13 protein-coding genes and 1 tRNA gene are annotated in these 18,989 nt (G+C 62.4%); 6 read left to right on the top strand and 8 right to left on the bottom strand.

Annotated features, from left to right (window positions below; translation table 11 throughout):
- Positions 1-24: 24 nt before the first annotated feature.
- A tRNA-Val gene (locus tag NKH71_RS06115) sits at positions 25-99 on the bottom strand.
- A 104-nt stretch (positions 100-203) separates the two neighbouring features.
- Positions 204-566 (bottom strand): cell cycle two-component system response regulator CpdR, encoded by a 363-nt coding sequence (gene cpdR / locus NKH71_RS06110; RefSeq protein ID WP_006199474.1) that lies wholly within the window; start codon positions 564-566, stop codon positions 204-206.
- A gap of 153 nt (positions 567-719) precedes the next feature.
- Between cpdR and NKH71_RS06105 the strand changes: the two genes are divergently transcribed.
- Positions 720-1,661, top strand: a complete 942-nt coding sequence (locus tag NKH71_RS06105) for an N-formylglutamate amidohydrolase (protein WP_352481931.1) — start codon at positions 720-722, stop codon at positions 1,659-1,661.
- Positions 1,662-2,019: 358 nt separating this feature from the next.
- A complete protein-coding gene (gene hisN, locus NKH71_RS06100) occupies positions 2,020-2,793 on the top strand; it encodes a histidinol-phosphatase (RefSeq protein WP_023719086.1) in 774 nt (257 codons plus the stop codon).
- 150 nt (positions 2,794-2,943) lie between these two features.
- Here hisN and NKH71_RS06095 read toward each other — a convergent pair whose 3' ends face one another.
- Both NKH71_RS06095 and NKH71_RS06090 read right to left on the bottom strand, forming a co-directional pair.
- Positions 2,944-3,402 carry a styrene oxide isomerase gene (locus NKH71_RS06095; RefSeq protein WP_023719087.1) on the bottom strand — a complete coding sequence of 153 codons (459 nt, stop codon included), beginning with the start codon at positions 3,400-3,402 and terminating at the stop codon, positions 2,944-2,946.
- Between the two features lie 144 nt (positions 3,403-3,546).
- Positions 3,547-4,521, bottom strand: a complete 975-nt coding sequence (locus tag NKH71_RS06090; RefSeq protein WP_023719088.1) for an alpha/beta fold hydrolase — start codon at positions 4,519-4,521, stop codon at positions 3,547-3,549.
- Between the two features lie 476 nt (positions 4,522-4,997).
- Here NKH71_RS06090 and NKH71_RS06085 point away from each other — a divergent pair, with 476 nt between their 5' ends.
- Complete coding sequence (locus NKH71_RS06085; protein WP_023675381.1) at positions 4,998-5,462, top strand: Hsp20 family protein; 465 nt, start codon at positions 4,998-5,000, stop codon at positions 5,460-5,462.
- A 93-nt stretch (positions 5,463-5,555) separates the two neighbouring features.
- On the opposite strand, the gene NKH71_RS06080 is transcribed toward NKH71_RS06085, so the two are convergent.
- Positions 5,556-6,608 carry a threonine aldolase family protein gene (locus NKH71_RS06080; RefSeq protein ID WP_352590566.1) on the bottom strand — a complete coding sequence of 351 codons (1,053 nt, stop codon included), beginning with the start codon at positions 6,606-6,608 and terminating at the stop codon, positions 5,556-5,558.
- Positions 6,609-7,083: 475 nt separating this feature from the next.
- Between NKH71_RS06080 and gltB the strand changes: the two genes are divergently transcribed.
- Together gltB and NKH71_RS06070 are read left to right on the top strand one after the other, a co-directional pair.
- Positions 7,084-11,814, top strand: coding sequence for a glutamate synthase large subunit (gltB, locus tag NKH71_RS06075; RefSeq protein WP_023719090.1), 4,731 nt, complete (start codon positions 7,084-7,086; stop codon positions 11,812-11,814).
- 143 nt (positions 11,815-11,957) lie between these two features.
- Positions 11,958-13,412, top strand: coding sequence for a glutamate synthase subunit beta (locus tag NKH71_RS06070; RefSeq protein ID WP_023719091.1), 1,455 nt, complete (start codon positions 11,958-11,960; stop codon positions 13,410-13,412).
- Between the two features lie 36 nt (positions 13,413-13,448).
- Here the strand turns inward: NKH71_RS06070 and NKH71_RS06065 are convergent, their stop codons facing one another.
- Together NKH71_RS06065 and NKH71_RS06060 are read right to left on the bottom strand one after the other, a co-directional pair.
- Entirely contained in the window at positions 13,449-14,699 is a 1,251-nt protein-coding gene (locus NKH71_RS06065; protein WP_352494705.1) for an SGNH/GDSL hydrolase family protein, read from the bottom strand.
- A gap of 26 nt (positions 14,700-14,725) precedes the next feature.
- Entirely contained in the window at positions 14,726-15,952 is a 1,227-nt protein-coding gene (locus NKH71_RS06060) for a lytic murein transglycosylase (protein WP_023719093.1), read from the bottom strand.
- Positions 15,953-16,159: 207 nt separating this feature from the next.
- Here NKH71_RS06060 and galU point away from each other — a divergent pair, with 207 nt between their 5' ends.
- The gene (gene galU, locus NKH71_RS06055; protein WP_023719094.1) at positions 16,160-17,065 is read left to right on the top strand and encodes a UTP--glucose-1-phosphate uridylyltransferase GalU; all 906 of its coding nucleotides are present in this window, start codon (positions 16,160-16,162) and stop codon (positions 17,063-17,065) included.
- Positions 17,066-17,194: 129 nt separating this feature from the next.
- Here galU and NKH71_RS06050 read toward each other — a convergent pair whose 3' ends face one another.
- Positions 17,195-18,946: an outer membrane beta-barrel protein gene (locus NKH71_RS06050; protein WP_352481934.1), complete on the bottom strand. Its 1,752-nt coding sequence runs from the start codon at positions 18,944-18,946 to the stop codon at positions 17,195-17,197.
- Positions 18,947-18,989 lie beyond the last annotated feature (43 nt).

Genomic DNA, 18,989 nt, shown 5'->3' with positions numbered 1-18,989 from the left:
CGGCCGATTGAGGGATTGTCTGGATGGTGGGCGTGACAGGGATTGAACCTGTGACCCCTGCAATGTCAATGCAGTGCTCTCCCGCTGAGCTACACGCCCATCCGAAGCCGCGCATACACCATTTTTGGTTCTGCACGTCAATAGCGGGAAAAGGGAAAGAATGGCTGGCTTGCCGGGCCGGTCAGGACGGGACAAAAAGCGCGTCAGGCGGCCTGCAGCATCTTTTCGACTTCGTTGACGAGGTCGCGCAGGTGGAACGGCTTCGACAGCACCTTGGCGTCTTTCGGCGCCTTCGAATCGGGGTTCAGCGCGACGGCGGCAAAGCCGGTTATGAACATCACCTTGAGGTCGGGGTCGATCTCGGTGGCGCGGCGGGCGAGTTCGATGCCATCCATCTCCGGCATGACTATGTCGGTCAAAAGCAGCGAAAAAGGTTCCTCGCGCAACCGCTCATAGGCGCTGGCACCATTGTCGAAATCGCTGACCTGATAGCCGGCGCGCTCCAGCGCCTTGACGAGGAACCGGCGCATGTCGTCGTCGTCTTCCGCCAGCAGAATGCGTGCCATCTTGTCCCGTCCGAATCACCCAACCGACAATGCCGTGCGGCAAGCCCGTTAACCATGCTGTATATGAGGAGGTGACGGTAAACATCAAGTGAACGTTGGGCGCACAATCCTGATTTGGCTAGCGCTTCGGCGGCTGGACATGCGGGCGGCGAGGTGGCACTTTCCTATCATGATGCATTGGTATTTCCGGGTTCGTTCAAATTGAAAACGGCAGCCGAGGATTTTTCGGTCGTTCCACCCTTCGAAATCCGATCGGGCGCCGAACAGCGCGTTCCCTTCCTCTTCAACTCGCCGCATAGCGGCCGCTACTATCCGGACCGGTTCATGGCGATGGCCAAGCTGGACCGCAACGCCATCCGCCGCTCCGAGGACTGCTATGTCGAGGAATTGTTCGGCGGTGCCGTCGCGCTCGGGGCGCCGATGCTGGCGGCAAACTTCCCGCGCGCCTATCTCGACGTCAACCGGGAGCCGTGGGAACTCGACCCGCGCATGTTCGCCGAACCGGTGCCGTCCTTCTGCAACATCCGCTCGGCGCGGGTGGCCGGCGGGCTCGGCACCGTGCCCAAGCTGGTCGGCGAGGGGCTCGACATCTATTCCGGCCGCTTGCCGCTGGCAGAAGCCGTCGCGCGCATCGAAGCGGTCTACAAGCCCTATCACGAGACGCTGAAGCGGCTCTTGACCAGAACGCATGCGCGCTTCGGCTACGCCGTGCTGATAGACTGCCACTCGATGCCGGCAAGCATAAGAGTTGGCGACAGCGGATTGCGGCCGGATTTCATCGTCGGCGACCGTTTCGGCATCTCGGCCGCGGCGGCGTTGACCGAGACGGCGATCGGCCTGCTCACCGGCATGGGCTACAGCGTTGCGCACAACAAGCCCTATGCCGGAGGCTTCATTACCGAGCACTATGGCCGGCCCGTGCGCCATCTGCATGCTCTGCAGATCGAGGTCAATCGCGGGCTCTACATGAATGAGCGGACGTTCCAGAGATCAGCTGGTTTCGACGCGTTGGCCGACGACCTGGCGCGGTTTTCGGCCGAGTTGATGGCAATGCCGGATCATCATTTCGTCGATCTGCCGCTGGCCGCCGAATAGCGGCCGGAATCGCGGCATTCGCCGCTCATGTGGCAGCGTAAAAAGCGTAAAAAAAGACCGCATCGTTTGCACGACACGGTCGAAGTCTAGGGAGGAAACGCCCAAGGAGGGCATGGACAGGAACCCCTGTCCGAGAACAAACGTATTGTGCGCTGCACAAATGTCAAGGCACGTTCCGGCTTTTTTAATTCACTGTGAAGTGGAAATTGCATTTCCATGATGACTGCGTTGCATTCGAGCAACAGTTGGCGTCGTGCGAAAGGCTCCGAATGCCCTTGTTTCGGTACAAAACGCCCTTGTTTCGGCACAAATCCGTAGGCAAACCGGCATCTCAAACATGCTGGAGCGGGAGAATCAGTTGGACATCAGCATCGAGTTCATGCGGCGCATTGCGCGTGCCGCCGCAGCCGAGACCTTGCCGCGCTTCCGCAATCAGGGCGCGGTCACCAACAAGGAGCGCGGCAGCTTCGACCCGGTCACCGAGGCCGACCGCGAGGCCGAGCGCGCCATCCGGGTGCTGATCAGCGAGCAGTACCCCGATCACGGAATTCTCGGCGAGGAACATGGCAGCGAAAACATCTCCAGCCGGCATGTCTGGGTGATCGATCCGATCGATGGCACACGCGCCTTTATTTCCGGCCTGCCGGTATGGGGCACGCTGGTCGGGCTGACGGTCGACGGCGATGCCGTCGCCGGCATGATGTCGCAGCCCTTCACCGGCGAGCTGTTCTACGCCAACGCTTCCGGCTCGCATTATGAAGGTCCTGGTGGCCCGCGAAAACTCACGACGCGCAAGACCACAAATCTCGCCGACGCGACGCTGTTCACCACCACGCCGGCGCTGTTCAAGGGAGACGCGCGCCTGCGCTACGACTTGTTCGAGCAACAGGTCCAGCTCGCCCGCTACGGCACCGACTGCTATGCCTTCGCCATGGTGGCGGCAGGCAGCGTCGATATCGTTGCCGATCCGGGATTGAAGCCCTACGACATCGTTGCGCTTATCCCGATCATCGAGAAGGCAGGCGGCGTCGTCACCACTTTCGAGGGCGGACCGGCGGAAAAGGGCGGCGACATCCTGGCGGCGGCGACGCCGGAGCTGCACGCAGCAGCGATGGCGGCGCTGCGCGGCTGAGGATCCGTATACCCAAGCGTCTGTTTTGCGCAAATCCGACGGAAACCGTGGTACGGTTCTAAAGCGCGTCGGGTTTGAATCGACTCATGGGAGACGCGCTCGTTTGGATGTCGTATCGCAAAACCGCTGCGCACTTTTGCGGGGCATGCATTAGCTATCGGCAGGCCAAGCGTCCGAGAGACGCAGGCCCCACAAAATGAGCACGAAAGAGATGAGGCCGGTCGGCGCAGACGAATACGCCACGCCTTTGATGACGGTTTCCTGAAAGGCACTTCCGTGGAAGGCTCCGGCCGCCAACGGCATTGTCTCGTTGCCGGCCCCCCAGGCGCTGGCGATCACGTAGGCGGCCAGGATCGCCAAAGCCGAATAGATCAGCAGCCAGAACGCAATCCGCGACATCGCCGCGCCGAGATTGAGCCTAGACCATGTGAGGCCTAGCGCCAGCAAAAGAACGCCCTCCAGGGCGCTGAGCGTGTGCGCGGACAGTCCGAGCCGCGGTGCGGCGAGGTAGGGTATTGCAAACCCTTCGAATGACGAAAACAGCAGCAGCGCGACGCCAATCTGCAGTAGCCGATGCCCCTGACGTGACAGCGTGTTCGATGCGTTCATGGTCGTTTTTCTCCCGGTCTCTGCCGAATTGCCGCCAATCTCTTTGGCCGCTACCTAGCGCTCGATGCCTGAACGGGAATAAGGGGCAAGCTGCGCCGGGCAAGCAACCCGCGCAGGCTTTGTTGCCGGGCGCGGGCGAAGCGGTCAAACAGCGTCGCCGGTTCCTGGGATGAAAGCATCGAATGCCGCAAGCAGTTGCTCGCGATAGAGGTCGGCTTCCTGCAGGATCTCGTGGCGAGCGCCGTCGATCATCACTAGCGAGCCGACGCGCAGACGTCTTGCATAGGCTTCGACTGCCCTGGTCGAGACGACCTGGTCGGCGCCGGCGGCGATCATCAGCAATGGCACCTGGACCTTGGCCATGAAATCCCGGTCGCTGACGATCAAGGACGCCTCCGTGGCCGCCTTCAGCCAGCAGATCGTCGGTCCGCCGAGCGCCAGCTGCGGATAGGTTTCGTAGATCAGCGTGTTGCGTCGATAGCGTTCCGGGTCGCTGGTCAGCTTGTTTATGGCGAAGGGCACCGATTCCTTCGGCCGCGGCCCCCATGCGGCATAGAGCCGGCCAAGGCCGAGAAGGCAGAACAGCGAACAGATGCGGCGAACGGTTTTTACCGAAACCGGGAGGTCAGGCACGGTGAAGAACGGTGCGATCAGCACCATGCGACGTACGCGGTTCGCCATTGAGGGTGCGGCGAGCAGCGCAATTACCGCCCCGGCCGAATGGGCCAGTATGTAGTAGGGTCCCCGGCAATCGGGCAGCACGATCTCTTCGAAGAACTGCTCGAGATCGCCGGTATAGTCGAAAAAGCTTCGGACGTAGCCGCGCTGGCGATCGCCGATCATCCGGTCGGAAGCGCCTTGGCCGCGCCAGTCGAGGGTCGCCACGCCAAAACCCCGGTCGGCAAGGTTGCGAATGGTCTCGAAATACTTCTCGATGCACTCGTTGCGGCCGGTCAGGACGACGACGGTGCCCTTCATCGGGCGGGCAACCGCGGCAAACAGCCCATAGCGGATCTTCTTGCCGTCGCGCGTGGTGAAGAAGCCGCCGGCCGCGTTTTCCGGCAGCGGATTGCCTGGAGTTTCGTAGAACAGGGAGGGCTGGGGGAACAGATCGGTCATACGGTGTTTGCTTGGCGTCGGTGACGGCGTGGGCGCAAGTCAGGCATAAACGCCCATGCGCCAAAAGCAAAGGAATTCGGGACGCCGGGGACGTCGACCCAGGCAGCGAACAAGTAAGGCCGGAAGCAGCCTAGGGCGTGCTTCCGGCCTCTGTCGACCCGGGAGGAAGGGACGTTACACCCGGTTCGGCCTCGTCGTGTCGCCTTCTCAGGCGACCTGTTTCTGATCTCGAGAACAGTTTTAATGCCGTCTGGCTGAACGCTCGCCGAAGCCACGGTTCATCTGCCGTTCATCGGCATCGGGACGTGATCAGGGGCCGATGCGGTTCGGACGCGGGCAAATCTTGAAATGCCGTCGCCCGCTTCCCAAATTTGTTATGCGGCCGCCAATGTCGGGGCCGCTGGCCCATCCGGAACGCCGTCACGGGTTTCGCACCGGCCATACGCAAACCTTGTTGCTCAACAGGAGAACACACCATGCGTCACGTTGATTTTTCCCCGCTCTACCGTTCGACCGTCGGTTTTGACCGGCTGTTCACCATGCTCGATTCGCTTGCGCAGCCGGAAGGCCAGACCTATCCGCCTTACAACATCGAGCGCACCGGCGAGGACGCCTATCGCATCTCGATGGCTGTGGCCGGCTTCTCGGAAGATGAGATTTCGATCGAAGCTCACCGCAATGTGCTGACCGTCAAGGGTGAGCGCAAGGAGGAAGGCAATGGCGAAGGCTCCGAACTGCTCTATCGCGGTATCGCCAGCCGAGCCTTCGAGCGCCGCTTCCAGCTTGCCGATCACGTCGAGGTTGTCGGCGCCGCGCTGAAGAACGGCCTGCTTTTTGTCGACCTCAAGCGCAACATCCCCGAAGAGCTGAAGCCGCGCAAGATCGCGATCACCTCGGCTCCGGCCAAGGCCAAGCAGATCGAGGCCAAGACCGCCGCCTAAATCGGGCAGCTAAACTCCCCGGGACGCCAACTCCCCGGGAAAAAGGGGCGGTGCAGCAAATGCGCCGCCCCTTTTTGCTGGTGGTAAGACTTGCTATCCGGCGAGCAGGTAGCCGAAACGGTCGACCTCGTCGGCCGTGGTCGCGAAGCTGGTGACGAAGCGATAGAGAGCTTCGTCCTCGCCGACATGGTTGTCGTAGCCGAGCGGCCTATGCCAGTCGTGGAACACGGCGCCTGCTGCTTGCACTCTTTCGGCCTCGGCCTTTTTCATGACCGCGAAGACCTCGTTCGCCTGCGGTAGCCAGGCCAGCCGGGCTGAAGGGGAATCTTCGATCGCCGCGGCTAGGCGTGCCGCCATCGCATTGGCGTGCCGTGCCGTGTCGAGCCATAGCCCACCCCTGAAATAAGCATCGAATTGCGCGGCGATGAAGCGCGATTTCGAGAACAGTTGGGCGGCGCGCTTGCGCAAAAACGCCAATTCCTTGGCTCGCTCGAGGTCGAACAGCACGATCGCCTCGGCGCACCAGCAGCCATTCTTGGTGCCGCCGAAGGAAAGGATGTCGACGCCGTGCTTCCAGGTCATTTCCGCCGGCGTCGTTCCCAGCGCGACGAGCGCATTGGCAAAGCGGGCCCCGTCCATGTGCAGCGGCAATCCGTGCTGCTTTGCAATCGCCGAAATCCTGGCGATTTCGTTCAGCGTGTACACGGTGCCGACCTCGGTCGATTGGGTGATCGAAACCGCCATCGGCCGCCCGGAATGGACGTTTTCGGGTGCGAAACGGTCCACTGCCCGTTCCAGATCGCCGGCATCGATCTTGCCGAGTGCGCCGTCGATTGTATAAAGCCGCGAACCGCCGGTGAAATATTCCGGTGCACCGCATTCGTCCTCGATGACATGCGATTCGCGATGGCAGAAGGAAATGCCGCCTGGCTTGTTGTAGGTAGTCAGCGACAGCGAATTGGCTGCGGTGCCGGTGGCCACGAAAAACACCGCGACCTCGCATTCGAAGATTTCATTGAAGCGCTGGTAAACGGCCTTATCGAGTATACCGTCGCCATAGGCGGTGGAGAAGCCGTCGGTATGGGCCGACAGGCCGGCAGCGATACGGGGATGGGCGCCTGCCCAATTGTCGGAAGCGAAAATCATGCGTCTGCCTATGCTGGGGAAATTGGTGCGAGCTTGGCCGCTTTCGCATGCCGGCCGCAAATGGCAGATGCCGAAAATCCGCTAAAGCCAGTGAAAGCCGGACCGTAAATGCAGCGACTGAAGGTTACGCTGTCGCCGCGTTCCGCGCAATTTTCTGTCGCCAACGCTCCAATAATTTTGTGAATCGGTCTTGTATGCGCTCAAGATTTCTGTCATAAAAATTTAGGACAGTAGTGCTGTCTTATTTTGTCGCACAAAACTGGCCGCATTGGCATATGATTGCGCCTCTACGGCCATTGCCGCGAGCGACAGCTAGACAGCCTGGCTCTGGCCTGTACGAATACCATATGCGAGCCATGCGGAAAGCCGCACGGTCGGCAAGAATTTCGCCAGACGTGCCGCAAGATTGAAAGGGGAGCCACGCGCTTCCCGACGGAAACCAGCGCCCGAAGGGGACGGAACGGAGGACAGGACGATGACGGACATGACGCCATCTGCGACGAAGGCCGCGCAGACGAAAGCGGCAGCCGTCAAAAATCCGTCCCTGACCAATATTGGGCGAACCAGCACCGGCTATGCCGCGCACGGCCTCTACGATCCGCGCAACGAGCATGATGCCTGCGGCGTCGGCTTCATCGTCAACATGAAGGGCGTGAAGTCGCATCAGATCGTCGAGGACGGCCTTGCCGTGCTCGAAAACCTGACGCATCGCGGGGCCGTCGGCGCCGATCCGCTGGCCGGCGATGGCGCCGGCGTGCTGGTGCAGCTTCCAGACCGTTTCTTCCGCGAAGAGATGGCAGCCCAGGGCATCGAACTGCCGCCGGCCGGTCAGTACGGTGTCGGACACTGGTTCATGCCGCAGGATGCAGCACTTCGTGCTCACATCGAGGACATCATTGCCGAATCGGCGCAGTCCGAGGGGCTTCCGCTCATCGGTTTCCGTGATGTGCCCGTCGACAATTCGTCCTTGTCGACGGCGCCTGATATCGTGGCGTCCGAGCCGTTCCATCGTCAGATATTCATCGGCCGTACAGCCGACATTCTTGACGACGAGGAGTACGAGGCCAGGCTCTATCTGTTGCGCAAGGTGATATCGGGCCGCATCTACGCCGAGAACGACAACAAGGACATCGGTTCCTACTGCGTGTCGCTGTCGGCGCGCACCATCGTCTACAAGGGCATGTTCCTGGCCTACCAGGTCGGCGCCTATTACAAGGACCTCACCGATCCGCGCTTCGAAACCGCGCTGATCCTGGTCCACCAGCGCTTCTCGACCAACACGTTCCCGTCGTGGAAGCTGGCGCATCCCTACCGCATGGTCGCACACAATGGCGAGATCAACACCGTGCGCGGCAACAACAACTGGATGGCGGCGCGACAGGCGTCCGTCGATTCCGAACTGTTCGGCAACAACATCTCGAAGCTTTGGCCAATCTCCTACGACGGCCAGTCAGACACCGCCTGCTTCGACAATGCGCTCGAGTTCCTGTTCCAGGGCGGGTACAGCCTCAGCCACGCCATGATGATGCTGATCCCGGAAGCCTGGGCCGGCAACAAGCTCATGGATGCCGACCGCAAGGCTTTCTATGAATACCATGCCGCGCTGATGGAGCCGTGGGACGGACCGGCGGCGGTGGTCTTTACCGATGGCCGCCAGATCGGCGCCACGCTCGACCGCAACGGTCTGCGCCCGGCACGCTACATCGTCACCGACGATGACCGCGTCATCATGGCCTCGGAAGCCGGCGTGCTGCCGGTGCCGGAGGAGAGGATTGTCAAGAAGTGGCGGCTGCAGCCCGGCCGTATGCTTCTGATCGACCTCGAGAAGGGCCGCATCGTCTCTGACGAGGAGCTCAAGTCGGAGATTGCGACCAGGCATCCGTACAAGAGCTGGCTCGCCAACACGCAGCTCATCCTCGAAGACCTGAAGCCGGTCGAGCCGCGCGAATTGCGCAGGGATGTCAGCCTGCTCGATCGCCAGCAGGCGTTCGGCTACAGCCAGGAAGACACCAAGCTGTTGATGTCGCCGATGGCGACCACCGGCCAGGAAGCCGTGGGATCGATGGGCACCGACACGCCGATCTCGGCGATGTCGGACAAGTCGAAGCTGCTCTACACCTATTTCAAGCAGAACTTTGCTCAGGTCACTAACCCGCCGATCGACCCAATCCGCGAGGAGTTGGTGATGAGCCTGGTGTCCTTCATCGGGCCGCGGCCCAACATCTTCGACCTGGTTGGCAATTCGCGCCGCAAGCGGCTCGAGGTGCGCCAGCCGATCCTGACCAATGGCGATCTCGAAAAGATCCGCTCCATCGGCCACACCGAGGACCGGTTCGACACCAAGACGATCGACATTACCTATGGCTCGAACGAGGGCGCAGCGGGCATGCAGGGTGCCATCGACCGCTTGTGTGAGCGGGCGGAGGCGGCGGTCGCCGGCGGCTACAACATCATCATCCTGTCCGACCGCCAGGTCGGGCCGGACCGGATCGCCATCCCGGCGCTTCTGGCGACAGCCGCGGTGCACCACCACCTGATCCGCAAGGGATTGCGCACTTCGGTCGGGCTGGTCGTGGAATCCGGCGAGCCGCGCGAAGTGCATCATTTCTGCTGCCTTGCCGGCTATGGCGCCGAGGCGATCAACCCTTATCTTGCCTTCGACACGCTGCTCGATATGCACAAGCGTGGCGAACTGCCGAAAGAGGTGGACGCCTACGAAGTGGTCTCCCGCTACATCAAGTCGATCGGCAAGGGCATCCTCAAGGTGATGTCCAAGATGGGCATCTCGACCTACCAGTCCTATTGCGGCGCGCAGATCTTCGACGCCATCGGGCTGAAGACCGATTTCGTGCAGCAATACTTCACCGGCACCGCGACACTGATCGAGGGCGTCGGACTGGACGAGATCGCGGCCGAGACGCTCAGCCGCCATACCGATGGTTTCGGCAACGACCCGGTGCTGCGCAACAGCCTCGAGGTGGGCGGCGAATACGTGTTCCGCATGCGCGGTGAAGCACACATCTGGTCGCCGGATGCGGTGGCCACCTTGCAGCACGCCGTGCGCCAGGGCTCGTGGGAAACGTTCAAGGACTATTCCGCCCAGATCGACAGCGAGACGGCCCGTGCCCAGACCATTCGCGGCCTGTTCAAGATCAGGCTCGCGGAAGAAACTGGGCGCAAGAAGGTTTCGCTCGACGAGGTCATGCCGGCGGCCGACATCGTCAAGCGGTTCTCGACCGGGGCGATGTCCTTCGGCTCGATCTCCAGGGAAGCGCACACGACGCTGGCGCGCGCCATGAACGCCATCGGCGGCAAGTCGAACACCGGCGAGGGCGGCGAAGAGGCCGACCGCTATCTGCCACTGCCGGGCGGCGGCAAGAACCCCGAACGCTCGGCGATCAAGCAGGTCGCCTCGGGACGCTTTGGCGTCACGGCGGAGTATCTTGTCAATTCCGACATGATGCAGATCAAGGTCGCGCAAGGGGCAAAGCCCGGCGAGGGCGGCCAGTTGCCGGGCCACAAGGTCGACGCGACCATCGCCAAAGTCAGGCATTCGACGCCGGGCGTCGGCCTGATCTCGCCGCCGCCGCATCACGATATCTATTCGATCGAGGATCTGGCGCAGCTCATCTACGACCTAAAGAACGTCAATCCGGCGGCGGACGTATCGGTCAAGCTGGTCTCGGAAGTCGGTGTCGGCACGGTTGCGGCCGGCGTCGCCAAGGCGCGTGCCGATCACATCACCATATCAGGCTATGACGGCGGCACTGGCGCTTCACCGCTGACCTCGCTCAAGCATGCCGGCAGTCCGTGGGAAATGGGCCTTGCCGAGACGCACCAGACGCTGGTGCTCAACGGCCTCAGGTCGCGCGTCGCGCTGCAGGTCGATGGCGGCCTGCGCACCGGGCGGGACGTTGTCATCGGCGCGCTGCTCGGCGCCGACGAGTTCGGTTTCTCGACCGCGCCGTTGATCGCGGCCGGCTGCATCATGATGCGCAAGTGCCATCTCAACACCTGCCCGGTCGGCGTCGCGACGCAGGACCCGGTACTGCGCAAGCGCTTCAAGGGCACGCCCGAGCACGTCATCAACTTCTTCTTCTATGTGGCGGAAGAGGTCCGGGCGCTGCTCGCCGAGATGGGCTACACCCATCTCGACCAGATCATCGGCGACACCGACCTTCTGGAAAAGCGCGAGCTGATCCAGCACTGGAAGGCGCGCGGGCTCGACTTCAGCAAGATGTTCTACAAGCCGGATGCGCCGCACGAGGCGGTGCACTGGACCGAGCGGCAGAAGCATCCGATCGACGACGTGCTCGACCGCAAGCTGATCGAACTGGCAAAGCCGGCGCTCGAAGCCAGGCAGCCAGTCAGCATCGAACTGCCGATCCGCAACGTCGACCGTTCGACCGGCGCCATGCTGTCGGGTGAAGTGGCAAAGCGCTTCAAGCACAAGGGCCTGCGCGAGGACACGATCTCGGTCAAGCTCACCGGCACGGCCGGCCAGTCCTTCGCCGCCTTCCTGGCGCGCGGCGTCTCGTTCGAACTGGTAGGCGCGGCCAACGACTATGTCGGCAAGGGCCTGTCGGGCGGCCGCATCGTCATCCGTCCGCCGGAGAACACGAAAATCGTTGCTGCCGAGTCCATTATTGTCGGCAATACCGTGCTCTACGGCGCGACCGAGGGCGAGGCCTATTTCTGCGGCGTCGCCGGCGAGCGTTTTGCCGTGCGCAATTCGGGCGTCGCCGCCGTCGTCGAAGGCGTCGGCGACCATGGCTGCGAATACATGACCGGCGGTATCGTCGTCGTCATCGGCCAGACCGGTCGCAACTTCGCCGCCGGCATGTCGGGCGGCGTCGCCTATGTGCTCGACGAGGCGGGCGATTTCGCCGAACGCTGCAACATGGCGATGGTCGAGCTGGAGCCGGTTCCGGAAGAGGACGACCTGATGGAAAAGCTGCTCCACCATGGCGGCGATCTCGACCACAAGGGCCGTGTCGACGTATCCGGCGATATGACCAGCCATGACGAGGAGCGGCTCTACCAGTTGATCTCCAACCACGTCCACTACACGGGCTCGGTACGAGGTCGCGAAATCCTCGACGATTGGGCGATTTTCCGGCCGAAATTCCGGAAGATCATGCCGGTCGAATACCGCCGCGCGCTGATCGAGATGGAACGTATGCGCATGAACGTGGCGGCGGAATAGATTTGGAAATTGCCGGGAAGCCATGCGTCCCGGCAACCATCTTCATCAACAATCCTGACCTCGGACTGAAGGTTGCCACGGCTGCCTTATGAGGTTAACGGGTGCGTCGCCAGGCGTGCCTTCCGGACAGCAGGGACTGGACTATGGGCAAGGTAACAGGGTTTCTCGAGATCGATCGGCAGGTGCACAAGTACCAGCCGGCTTCCGACCGCATCCGGCATTTCCGCGAGTTCACGCTGCCGATGTCGGATAAGGAGGTCGAGAAACAGGCGGCGCGCTGCATGGATTGCGGCATTCCGTATTGCCATGGACCGACCGGCTGCCCGATCCACAACCAGATCCCGGACTGGAACGACCTCGTCTACAATGGCGACTGGGACAACGCGATCCGCAACCTGCATTCGACCAACAATTTTCCGGAATTCACCGGCCGCATCTGTCCGGCACCTTGCGAGGAAGCCTGCACGCTGAACCTCGAGGACATTCCGGTCGCCATCAAGACGATCGAGCAGGCGATTGCCGACAAAGCCTACGAAACCGGCCATATCCGGCCCTATCCGCCGGAACGGAAGACCGGCAAGCGCGTCGCGATCATCGGCTCGGGGCCGGCCGGCATGGCGGCCGCCCAGCAACTTGGCCGCGCCGGCCATGACGTTCACGTCTATGAGCGCGAGAGCCGGCCGGGCGGGCTGATGCGTTACGGCATCCCCGATTTCAAGATCGAGAAGCATTATATCGACCGGCGCATCGAGCAGATGCAGGGCGAGGGCGTCAGCTTCCATTGTGGCGTCAATGTCGGCGTCGACAAGCCGGTCGCCGAACTGCTCGCCGAATACGACGCGGTGCTCTATTGCGGCGGTTCCGAAACGCCGCGCCCGGCCAACATCCCGGGCGACGATCTCGACGGCGTGCACGACGCGATGCCGTATCTGGTGCAGCAGAACAAGCGCATCGGCGGCGAGCCGATCCAGTCGGTGGCATGGCCGTCGCGCCCGATCGTCGCCGGCGGCCAGCATGTCGTCGTCGTCGGCGGCGGCGACACTGCCTCCGACTGCGTCGGTACCGCCTTCCGCCAGGGCGCGGTGCGCGTCACCCAGCTCGACATCCGGCCGCAGCCGCCGGAAAAGGAAGACAAGCTATCGGTCTGGCCCTACTGGGCGACCAAGATGCGCACCTCGTCCTCGCAGGCCGAAGGCGCTGAGCGCGAATTCCAGGTGGCGACGCTTGAATTCATCGGCGAAGACGGCCAGCTGACCGGGGTCAAATGCTGCGAGGTCGACGAAAAGCGCAAGCCGATCGCCGGCACCGAATTCGTCATCCGCGCCGATCTCGCGTTCATCGCCATCGGCTTTGCCGGGCCAGCCGCTCGAGGGCCGGTGTCGGAACTCGACGGGCAGATGACGATCGTCACCGACAGCCGCCGTTCGAAGAACGTCGAGGCCAATGACCGCGATTACAGAACCAGCGTCGAAAGGCTCTATGCGGCTGGCGACGTGCGGCGCGGCCAGTCGCTGGTCGTCTGGGCAATCCGCGAGGGCCGCCAGGCGGCGCGCGCCATCGATGAGTCTCTGATGGGATCGAGCGTGCTGCCGCGCTGAGTCCGTTCCGAAACTCTACAGAAAGAGTCGCCAGTTTTACTGCCGGATCGCCGTCGTCGTGTCGGATGCAGCAGCCGCAGTCGCAGGTTGTATCTTGGGCGGCCACGAGAAATCGTCGGCGCGGCCGGGCGAGGCGTCGGTCGCCTTGCCCTCGACGATCAGCTTTTCGCCGGGCAAATTCTTGTCCGCCTTTGCCGGCGGGGCGGCGCCGAGAAGTTCCGAGCCGCCGTCCAGCGCCGGATCGCTGAGCAGCATCGGCACAGTGCGATCGGCGGCTATCGGTGCGGCAGCAGGTGCCGGCGCCTCGACGGGAGCGCCGGCCGGGGCAGAAGCTGTGACCACGCTTCCCGGAGCGGCCAGCCCAAGGATCTTCATCAGCGGCTTTTCGGTGTAGAAGGCGAGCTTGCGCTTGCCGGCCTTCGACATGTTGATGCCGTCGTCGGAGCGCAGGCGCACCGATTGGCCGTTTATGTCCGGTCCGCTGGTGATAAAGGCGCCGTTCTCGTCGACGAACCCGTCCCAGACATCGACGAATTCGCCGCCGTGGCTTTCGGCGGACGAGCGGTAGATGTCGTTGAAGGCCAGCATGTCGGAGGTCATTTTCGAGACCCGGAAGGCCGGCATGCCAACCCACAGATACGGCACCTTGGCTGAAGCGATGGCTTTGCCGAGCGCTTCGGTCCGGCGCTCGTACTCCTTGGTCCAGTTTTCGGATCGCGGCTGCTCACGCACATCGCCGACGCGCATCTGCTGACGGTCGTTCGATCCGAGCATGACGACGACGGCTGCCGGTTTTTCGGCAGCGATCAGCGACTTGACCTGTTCGGGCCAGTTGTAGACATCGTCGCGCACGAAGCCGGACGAGCCGTTGGCGCGGACGACAATCCTGACGCCGGTGTTTTCGGCAAAGGCGGCGTCGAGCCCCTCAGCCAGTCCAGACGCCATGAAATCGCCGACCACCAGAACGACGCGCGCATCGGGCGCCTTCTCGGCCACCGGGGTTGTCGGCTCGGCCGGCGCCGGCCGGCGAACGGACCGGGGCTTCCTCAGCTTGGGTCTGGGCTTTGTTCTCTGGAATTCTCTCGGGAATTCGGGCGGCGGCTGCTCAAACCGCTCGCTTCTGCGCGGAAACAACAGGTCGCGCAGCGACCAGCCACGACTTTCCGGCTCCTGCGCCATGGCCGAGGTATGAAAGGCGCTGGCCGCGCCGACTGCCAGAACGACGATCGCCAGAACGAGGATCGGCACGCGACGAACGATCAACCGGATGCGCGCAGCCGAAACCAATCACCCTCTCCATCCCGTAACCGGCTCTAGTTTTGCCTGAGCCATTTGAGCACTTCCTTGCTCGGATACCCGTCCTGGGTCAAGCCGGCCTTTGCCTGGAAGGCCATGATGGCGGTTTTCGATCCGTCACCGATCTTGCCATCGAACTTGCCGTCGTAATAGCCGTGCTCGGAAAGTCGCTTCTGAAGCTCCTGCCTTTCCTCGAAGGAGAGCTTGGTAAACGGTCGCTTCCAGTCCTGCACAAGCCCGCCATAGCCGGCGATTTCGTCGGCAAGAAGGCCCACGGCGAGCGCATATTTGTCGGCATTGTTGTAGCGCTTGATGACCGAGAAATTCTTGATCATCAGGAAAGCCGGCCCGCCCCGGCCACCGGGCAGCTTCAACGTCGCCTTGTCCCCACCGTTCTTGAATGGCTTGCCGTTGGCACGGGTGACGCCAAGCGCCTGCCATTGCGACAGCGACTTCGAGCCCCCGGGCAGCTTCTTGCCGTCCGGAAGGCTGACCTCATAACCCCAGGTCTTGCCTGCCTGCCAGCCGTTCTTCCTCAGCAAATTGGCGGCTGTCGCCAGTGCGTCGGGAATCGAATTCCAGATGTCGCGCTTGCCGTTGCCGTCCATATCGACCGCATAGGACAGGTAGCTGGTGGGGATGAACTGGGTATGACCCATCGCGCCGGCCCAAGAGCCGCTGAGATGGCTTTCGTCGATGTCGCCGGTCTGCAGGATCTTCAGCGCCGCGATCAGCTGGGTGCGGGCAAATTTCGCGCGCTTCGGGTCGGCATAACCAAGCGTCGCCAGCGAGCGCACGACATTGCGCATGATGTCATCGCGCTTGAGGGTTTCGCCGTAGTTCGACTCCATCGACCAGATGGCCAGCAGGATGTAGCGGTCGACGCCGTATCTTGCCTCGATCCTGTCCAGCCACGGCTTCCATTTCCTTGCCATCTGCTGGCCGACGGCGACCGACTGGTCATGGACGCGGTTGTCGAAATAATCCCAGGCGGGTGCGGTGAATTCGGGTTGAGTACGGGCCTTTTCCAGCACCATCGGATCAGCATCGCTGATGCCCTTGAATGCCTGGTCGTAGACGGAGCCGGAAACGCCGCTCGCCACGGCGGTAGCACGGAAGCTGGCGACCCATTGGCGGAAGCCGGCATCGGCAAAAGCCGGCCCGCTGGGCATGAGCAAGGCAAGCGAGAGGCTGGCGGCCGTCAGGACGCTGGTGAAGCGCCTTGCGACGTTGCGAACGGACATCTTTTCCTCCTTCTTTATCTCAGGAAGACTATTCATCGCCGAACCCGGTTAGCATTTGGTTTACCATAGGTGCCGTCCGGGATGAAAAGATGCGTCGACGCTTTACCAGCTGAGATTTCTGTCCCGTCGTTCAGTAATGCTCGATTTCGGCATGAAAATGTCTCGAATCGGGATTGCCGAACCGGCATGCAAATGGATAATTGGCACATGAAGAGAGTTCGCAAGGCAGTATTCCCGGTTGCCGGTCTCGGCACGCGCTTTCTCCCCGCCACCAAGGCCATTCCCAAGGAAATGCTGACGGTCGTCGACAGGCCGGTCATCCAGTATGTGGTCGATGAGGCGCGCGAAGCCGGGATCGAGCATTTCATCTTCGTGACCGGCCGCAATAAGGCGGTCATCGAGGATCACTTCGATGTCCAGTTCGAGCTCTACGACACGCTTGCGCAGCGTGGCAAGGATGATCAGCTCGCCCGCCTGCAGCGGCTGCAGCCGGCGCCGGGGCAGACCAGCTTCACCCGCCAGCAGGTGCCGCTCGGCCTTGGCCACGCCGTCTGGTGCGCGCGCGAGCTTGTCGGCGACGAGCCCTTTGCGCTGCTGTTGCCCGACATGATCATGCAGTCGGAAAAAAGCTGCATGAAGGACATGGTCGAGCTTTACGCCGAGACCGGCAACAACATCGTCGCCGTGCAGGAATGCGATCCCGCCGAGGCGCACAAATACGGCATTGTCGGCCGCGGCGAGGACGCCCATCACGGTTTCAGCATCACCGGCATGGTGGAAAAGCCGAAGACCGGCACCGCGCCGTCGAACCTCTTCATCAACGGGCGCTATATCCTGCAGCCGGAGATATTCAAGATACTCGAAGGCCAGGAAAAAGGCGCCGGCAACGAGATCCAGCTCACCGATGCAATGCTGAAGCTGCAGAAGCAACAGCCCTTCTACGGCTACCACTACCGCGGGCGGACGTTCGACTGCGGCTCGCCCGAAGGCTTCGTCGAGGCCAACGTTGCCTTCGCACTGTGGCGCAGCGACATGAATGCAAGCATGGCCGGTGTCATTCGCACGCTTCTCGACGAACTCGCGCCGTCAGAACGCCGCGGCGTAGCCTTCTAGCTTCAACACCGGTTCGCGCTGACTGGCTAAAGTGCGCCGCATTCGACCAGCCTTATGCGATGCGCTTTAGGTTCTTGTTTTATGCATGTCGTTATCGCAAAACCGCTGCACACTTTTGCGCGACATGCATTAGCGCTGCAACTTCAAGCCGACGAAGATACTGTTGGCCGTGTAGTCGCGTCCAACCAGGTTGCTGGTCAGTTTTTCAGTCCTGACGCGGGTGGTGAGCCCGGCATAGCGGTTCAGCCACCATGTCAGCCCAGCCTCGGCGCTCAGCGTCAAATCATGATCGTCGGAGCCGGTATAGTCGCGCCATTCAACGCCGAGAGCGGCATTTCCGGTCAGGTTGGCGCGGATTTGCCGCTCGCCGGTGAGGCTGCTGGAATAGAGCATGTCGCCGCTTTCGCCCGCGTTCGTCGTGTTCTCGGCGGTCGTCTGTGCGGTGAGGCCGATCGTGGTGCCGCGTTCCGGCGACCATTTGAGATCGGCATTAACCGTCGCGCCCGAAATCGCCGGCAGGGCGTTGTCGTCGATAGCTTCGCGCAGCCAGCCGACCGAGAACTCGCCGGTAAGCTTCTCGCGGAGATCGAGCTCGACGCCGGCCCGTGCGCCAAGCCGCGTCGAGGAGCGCTGGAAGCCGTTTGGATCGACGCGCAAATCATAAGCGCGCCGGCCGACCTCGATTTCGGTGAACGGAGTGATGGCAGGCGAGATCTCGTAGCCGGTGCGCAAAATGGCCGTATAGAGCGTCGAGTCGCGGCCCTTCTGCGACAGCGATCCCCCCGACGAAAGCTTGGCGTCACCAAAGATGTCGTGCTCGACCGCGCCGGTCAGCGCGAAGCGCATCTTTCCCGCATCCTTCTCGACGGCGAGGCTGCCGCTCACGGTCTGGCGCACCGGCTGCCCAACGGCGCCGACGATGGCGTCCGGCGCCGAGGCCGATTCGGGCACGGCCTCGTAGCCAAGTTTGGCGATGGCGCGCAGATCATTGTCGAGATCGATGTTGAGCGTGCCGTCGACGCGGCCTTGCGCCTCGTGAACGTCATAGCCGGACAACGTCTCGCGGAAGATGCCATAGCCCTCAATCGTCGCCGAATTCTCCCGCCAGTCGGAGACGGCGTTGAAGCGCAGCGTCGTTTCCGACAGCAATGCCGGCTTGCCGAGGCTGCTCGAATCGGCGTTTGTTGAATACGTCAGGCCTTGCTCGAGCGTCGGCCGGATCACGAAGGAGCCGAGCTGGATGCCGGTGGCGGCGAACGGGTCGTCCTCGTTCTTCTTGTCCTGGCCTTCGATGGCTTCGGTGCGCTCGGCGCCGGGGTCGAGCTTGAGCCTTTCGGCGGAATCGATGGTCACCGCACGGCGGTTGGCCGTATCCTGCTCGTCTATGGCGGCGGTGTCGGTGTCGTCGGTCGTCGGCGTCGCTGCAGTCGCAGTGGCGCCTCTCTTGCTCTTCTTGTTGTCCACGGCCTCATCTTTGGCCTTGCCTTCTTCGACGGCGCGTTGCGTTGCGCTCGGCCGCCGTCGTGGCGGCGGAGCAGGGTCGGCAAACGGGTCGTCGCTGGCCGCTGGTGGATCGAAAGTGCCGCCGGTTGTGGCCGCCGCCTCGCCCGTGCCGTCGTCAGGCAAGGCCCCCGGGCTGGCCGGACGATAGGTAGGCAGCGGCGTATCGTCGTTGGCGGTTGCAGCAGCCATGCCCAACTGCCTGATCCTGTACTGCTGGTCGTCCAGGATTGTCGATTCCGAAACCTCACCGCGCAGCTCGGTTTCCTGGGCGCAAAGCAGTGCCGGACGCGACAACGCAAGAACACTGGTTGCCAGCAGCAAAGCGCAAACCGCCTTGCCCTTTCGTCCTATTTTGTTTTGAGGCTGAAACCCGGACATCGGCACCACTGCTTGCGCGGCGCACGCGCGCCATACTTACGAA

The sequence above is a fragment of the Mesorhizobium sp. M0983 genome, assembly GCF_040318975.1.
Taxonomy (GTDB): domain Bacteria; phylum Pseudomonadota; class Alphaproteobacteria; order Rhizobiales; family Rhizobiaceae; genus Mesorhizobium.
The sequence above is the reverse complement of the archived record's forward strand: the minus strand, read 5'-3'. Positions and strand labels throughout refer to the sequence as shown.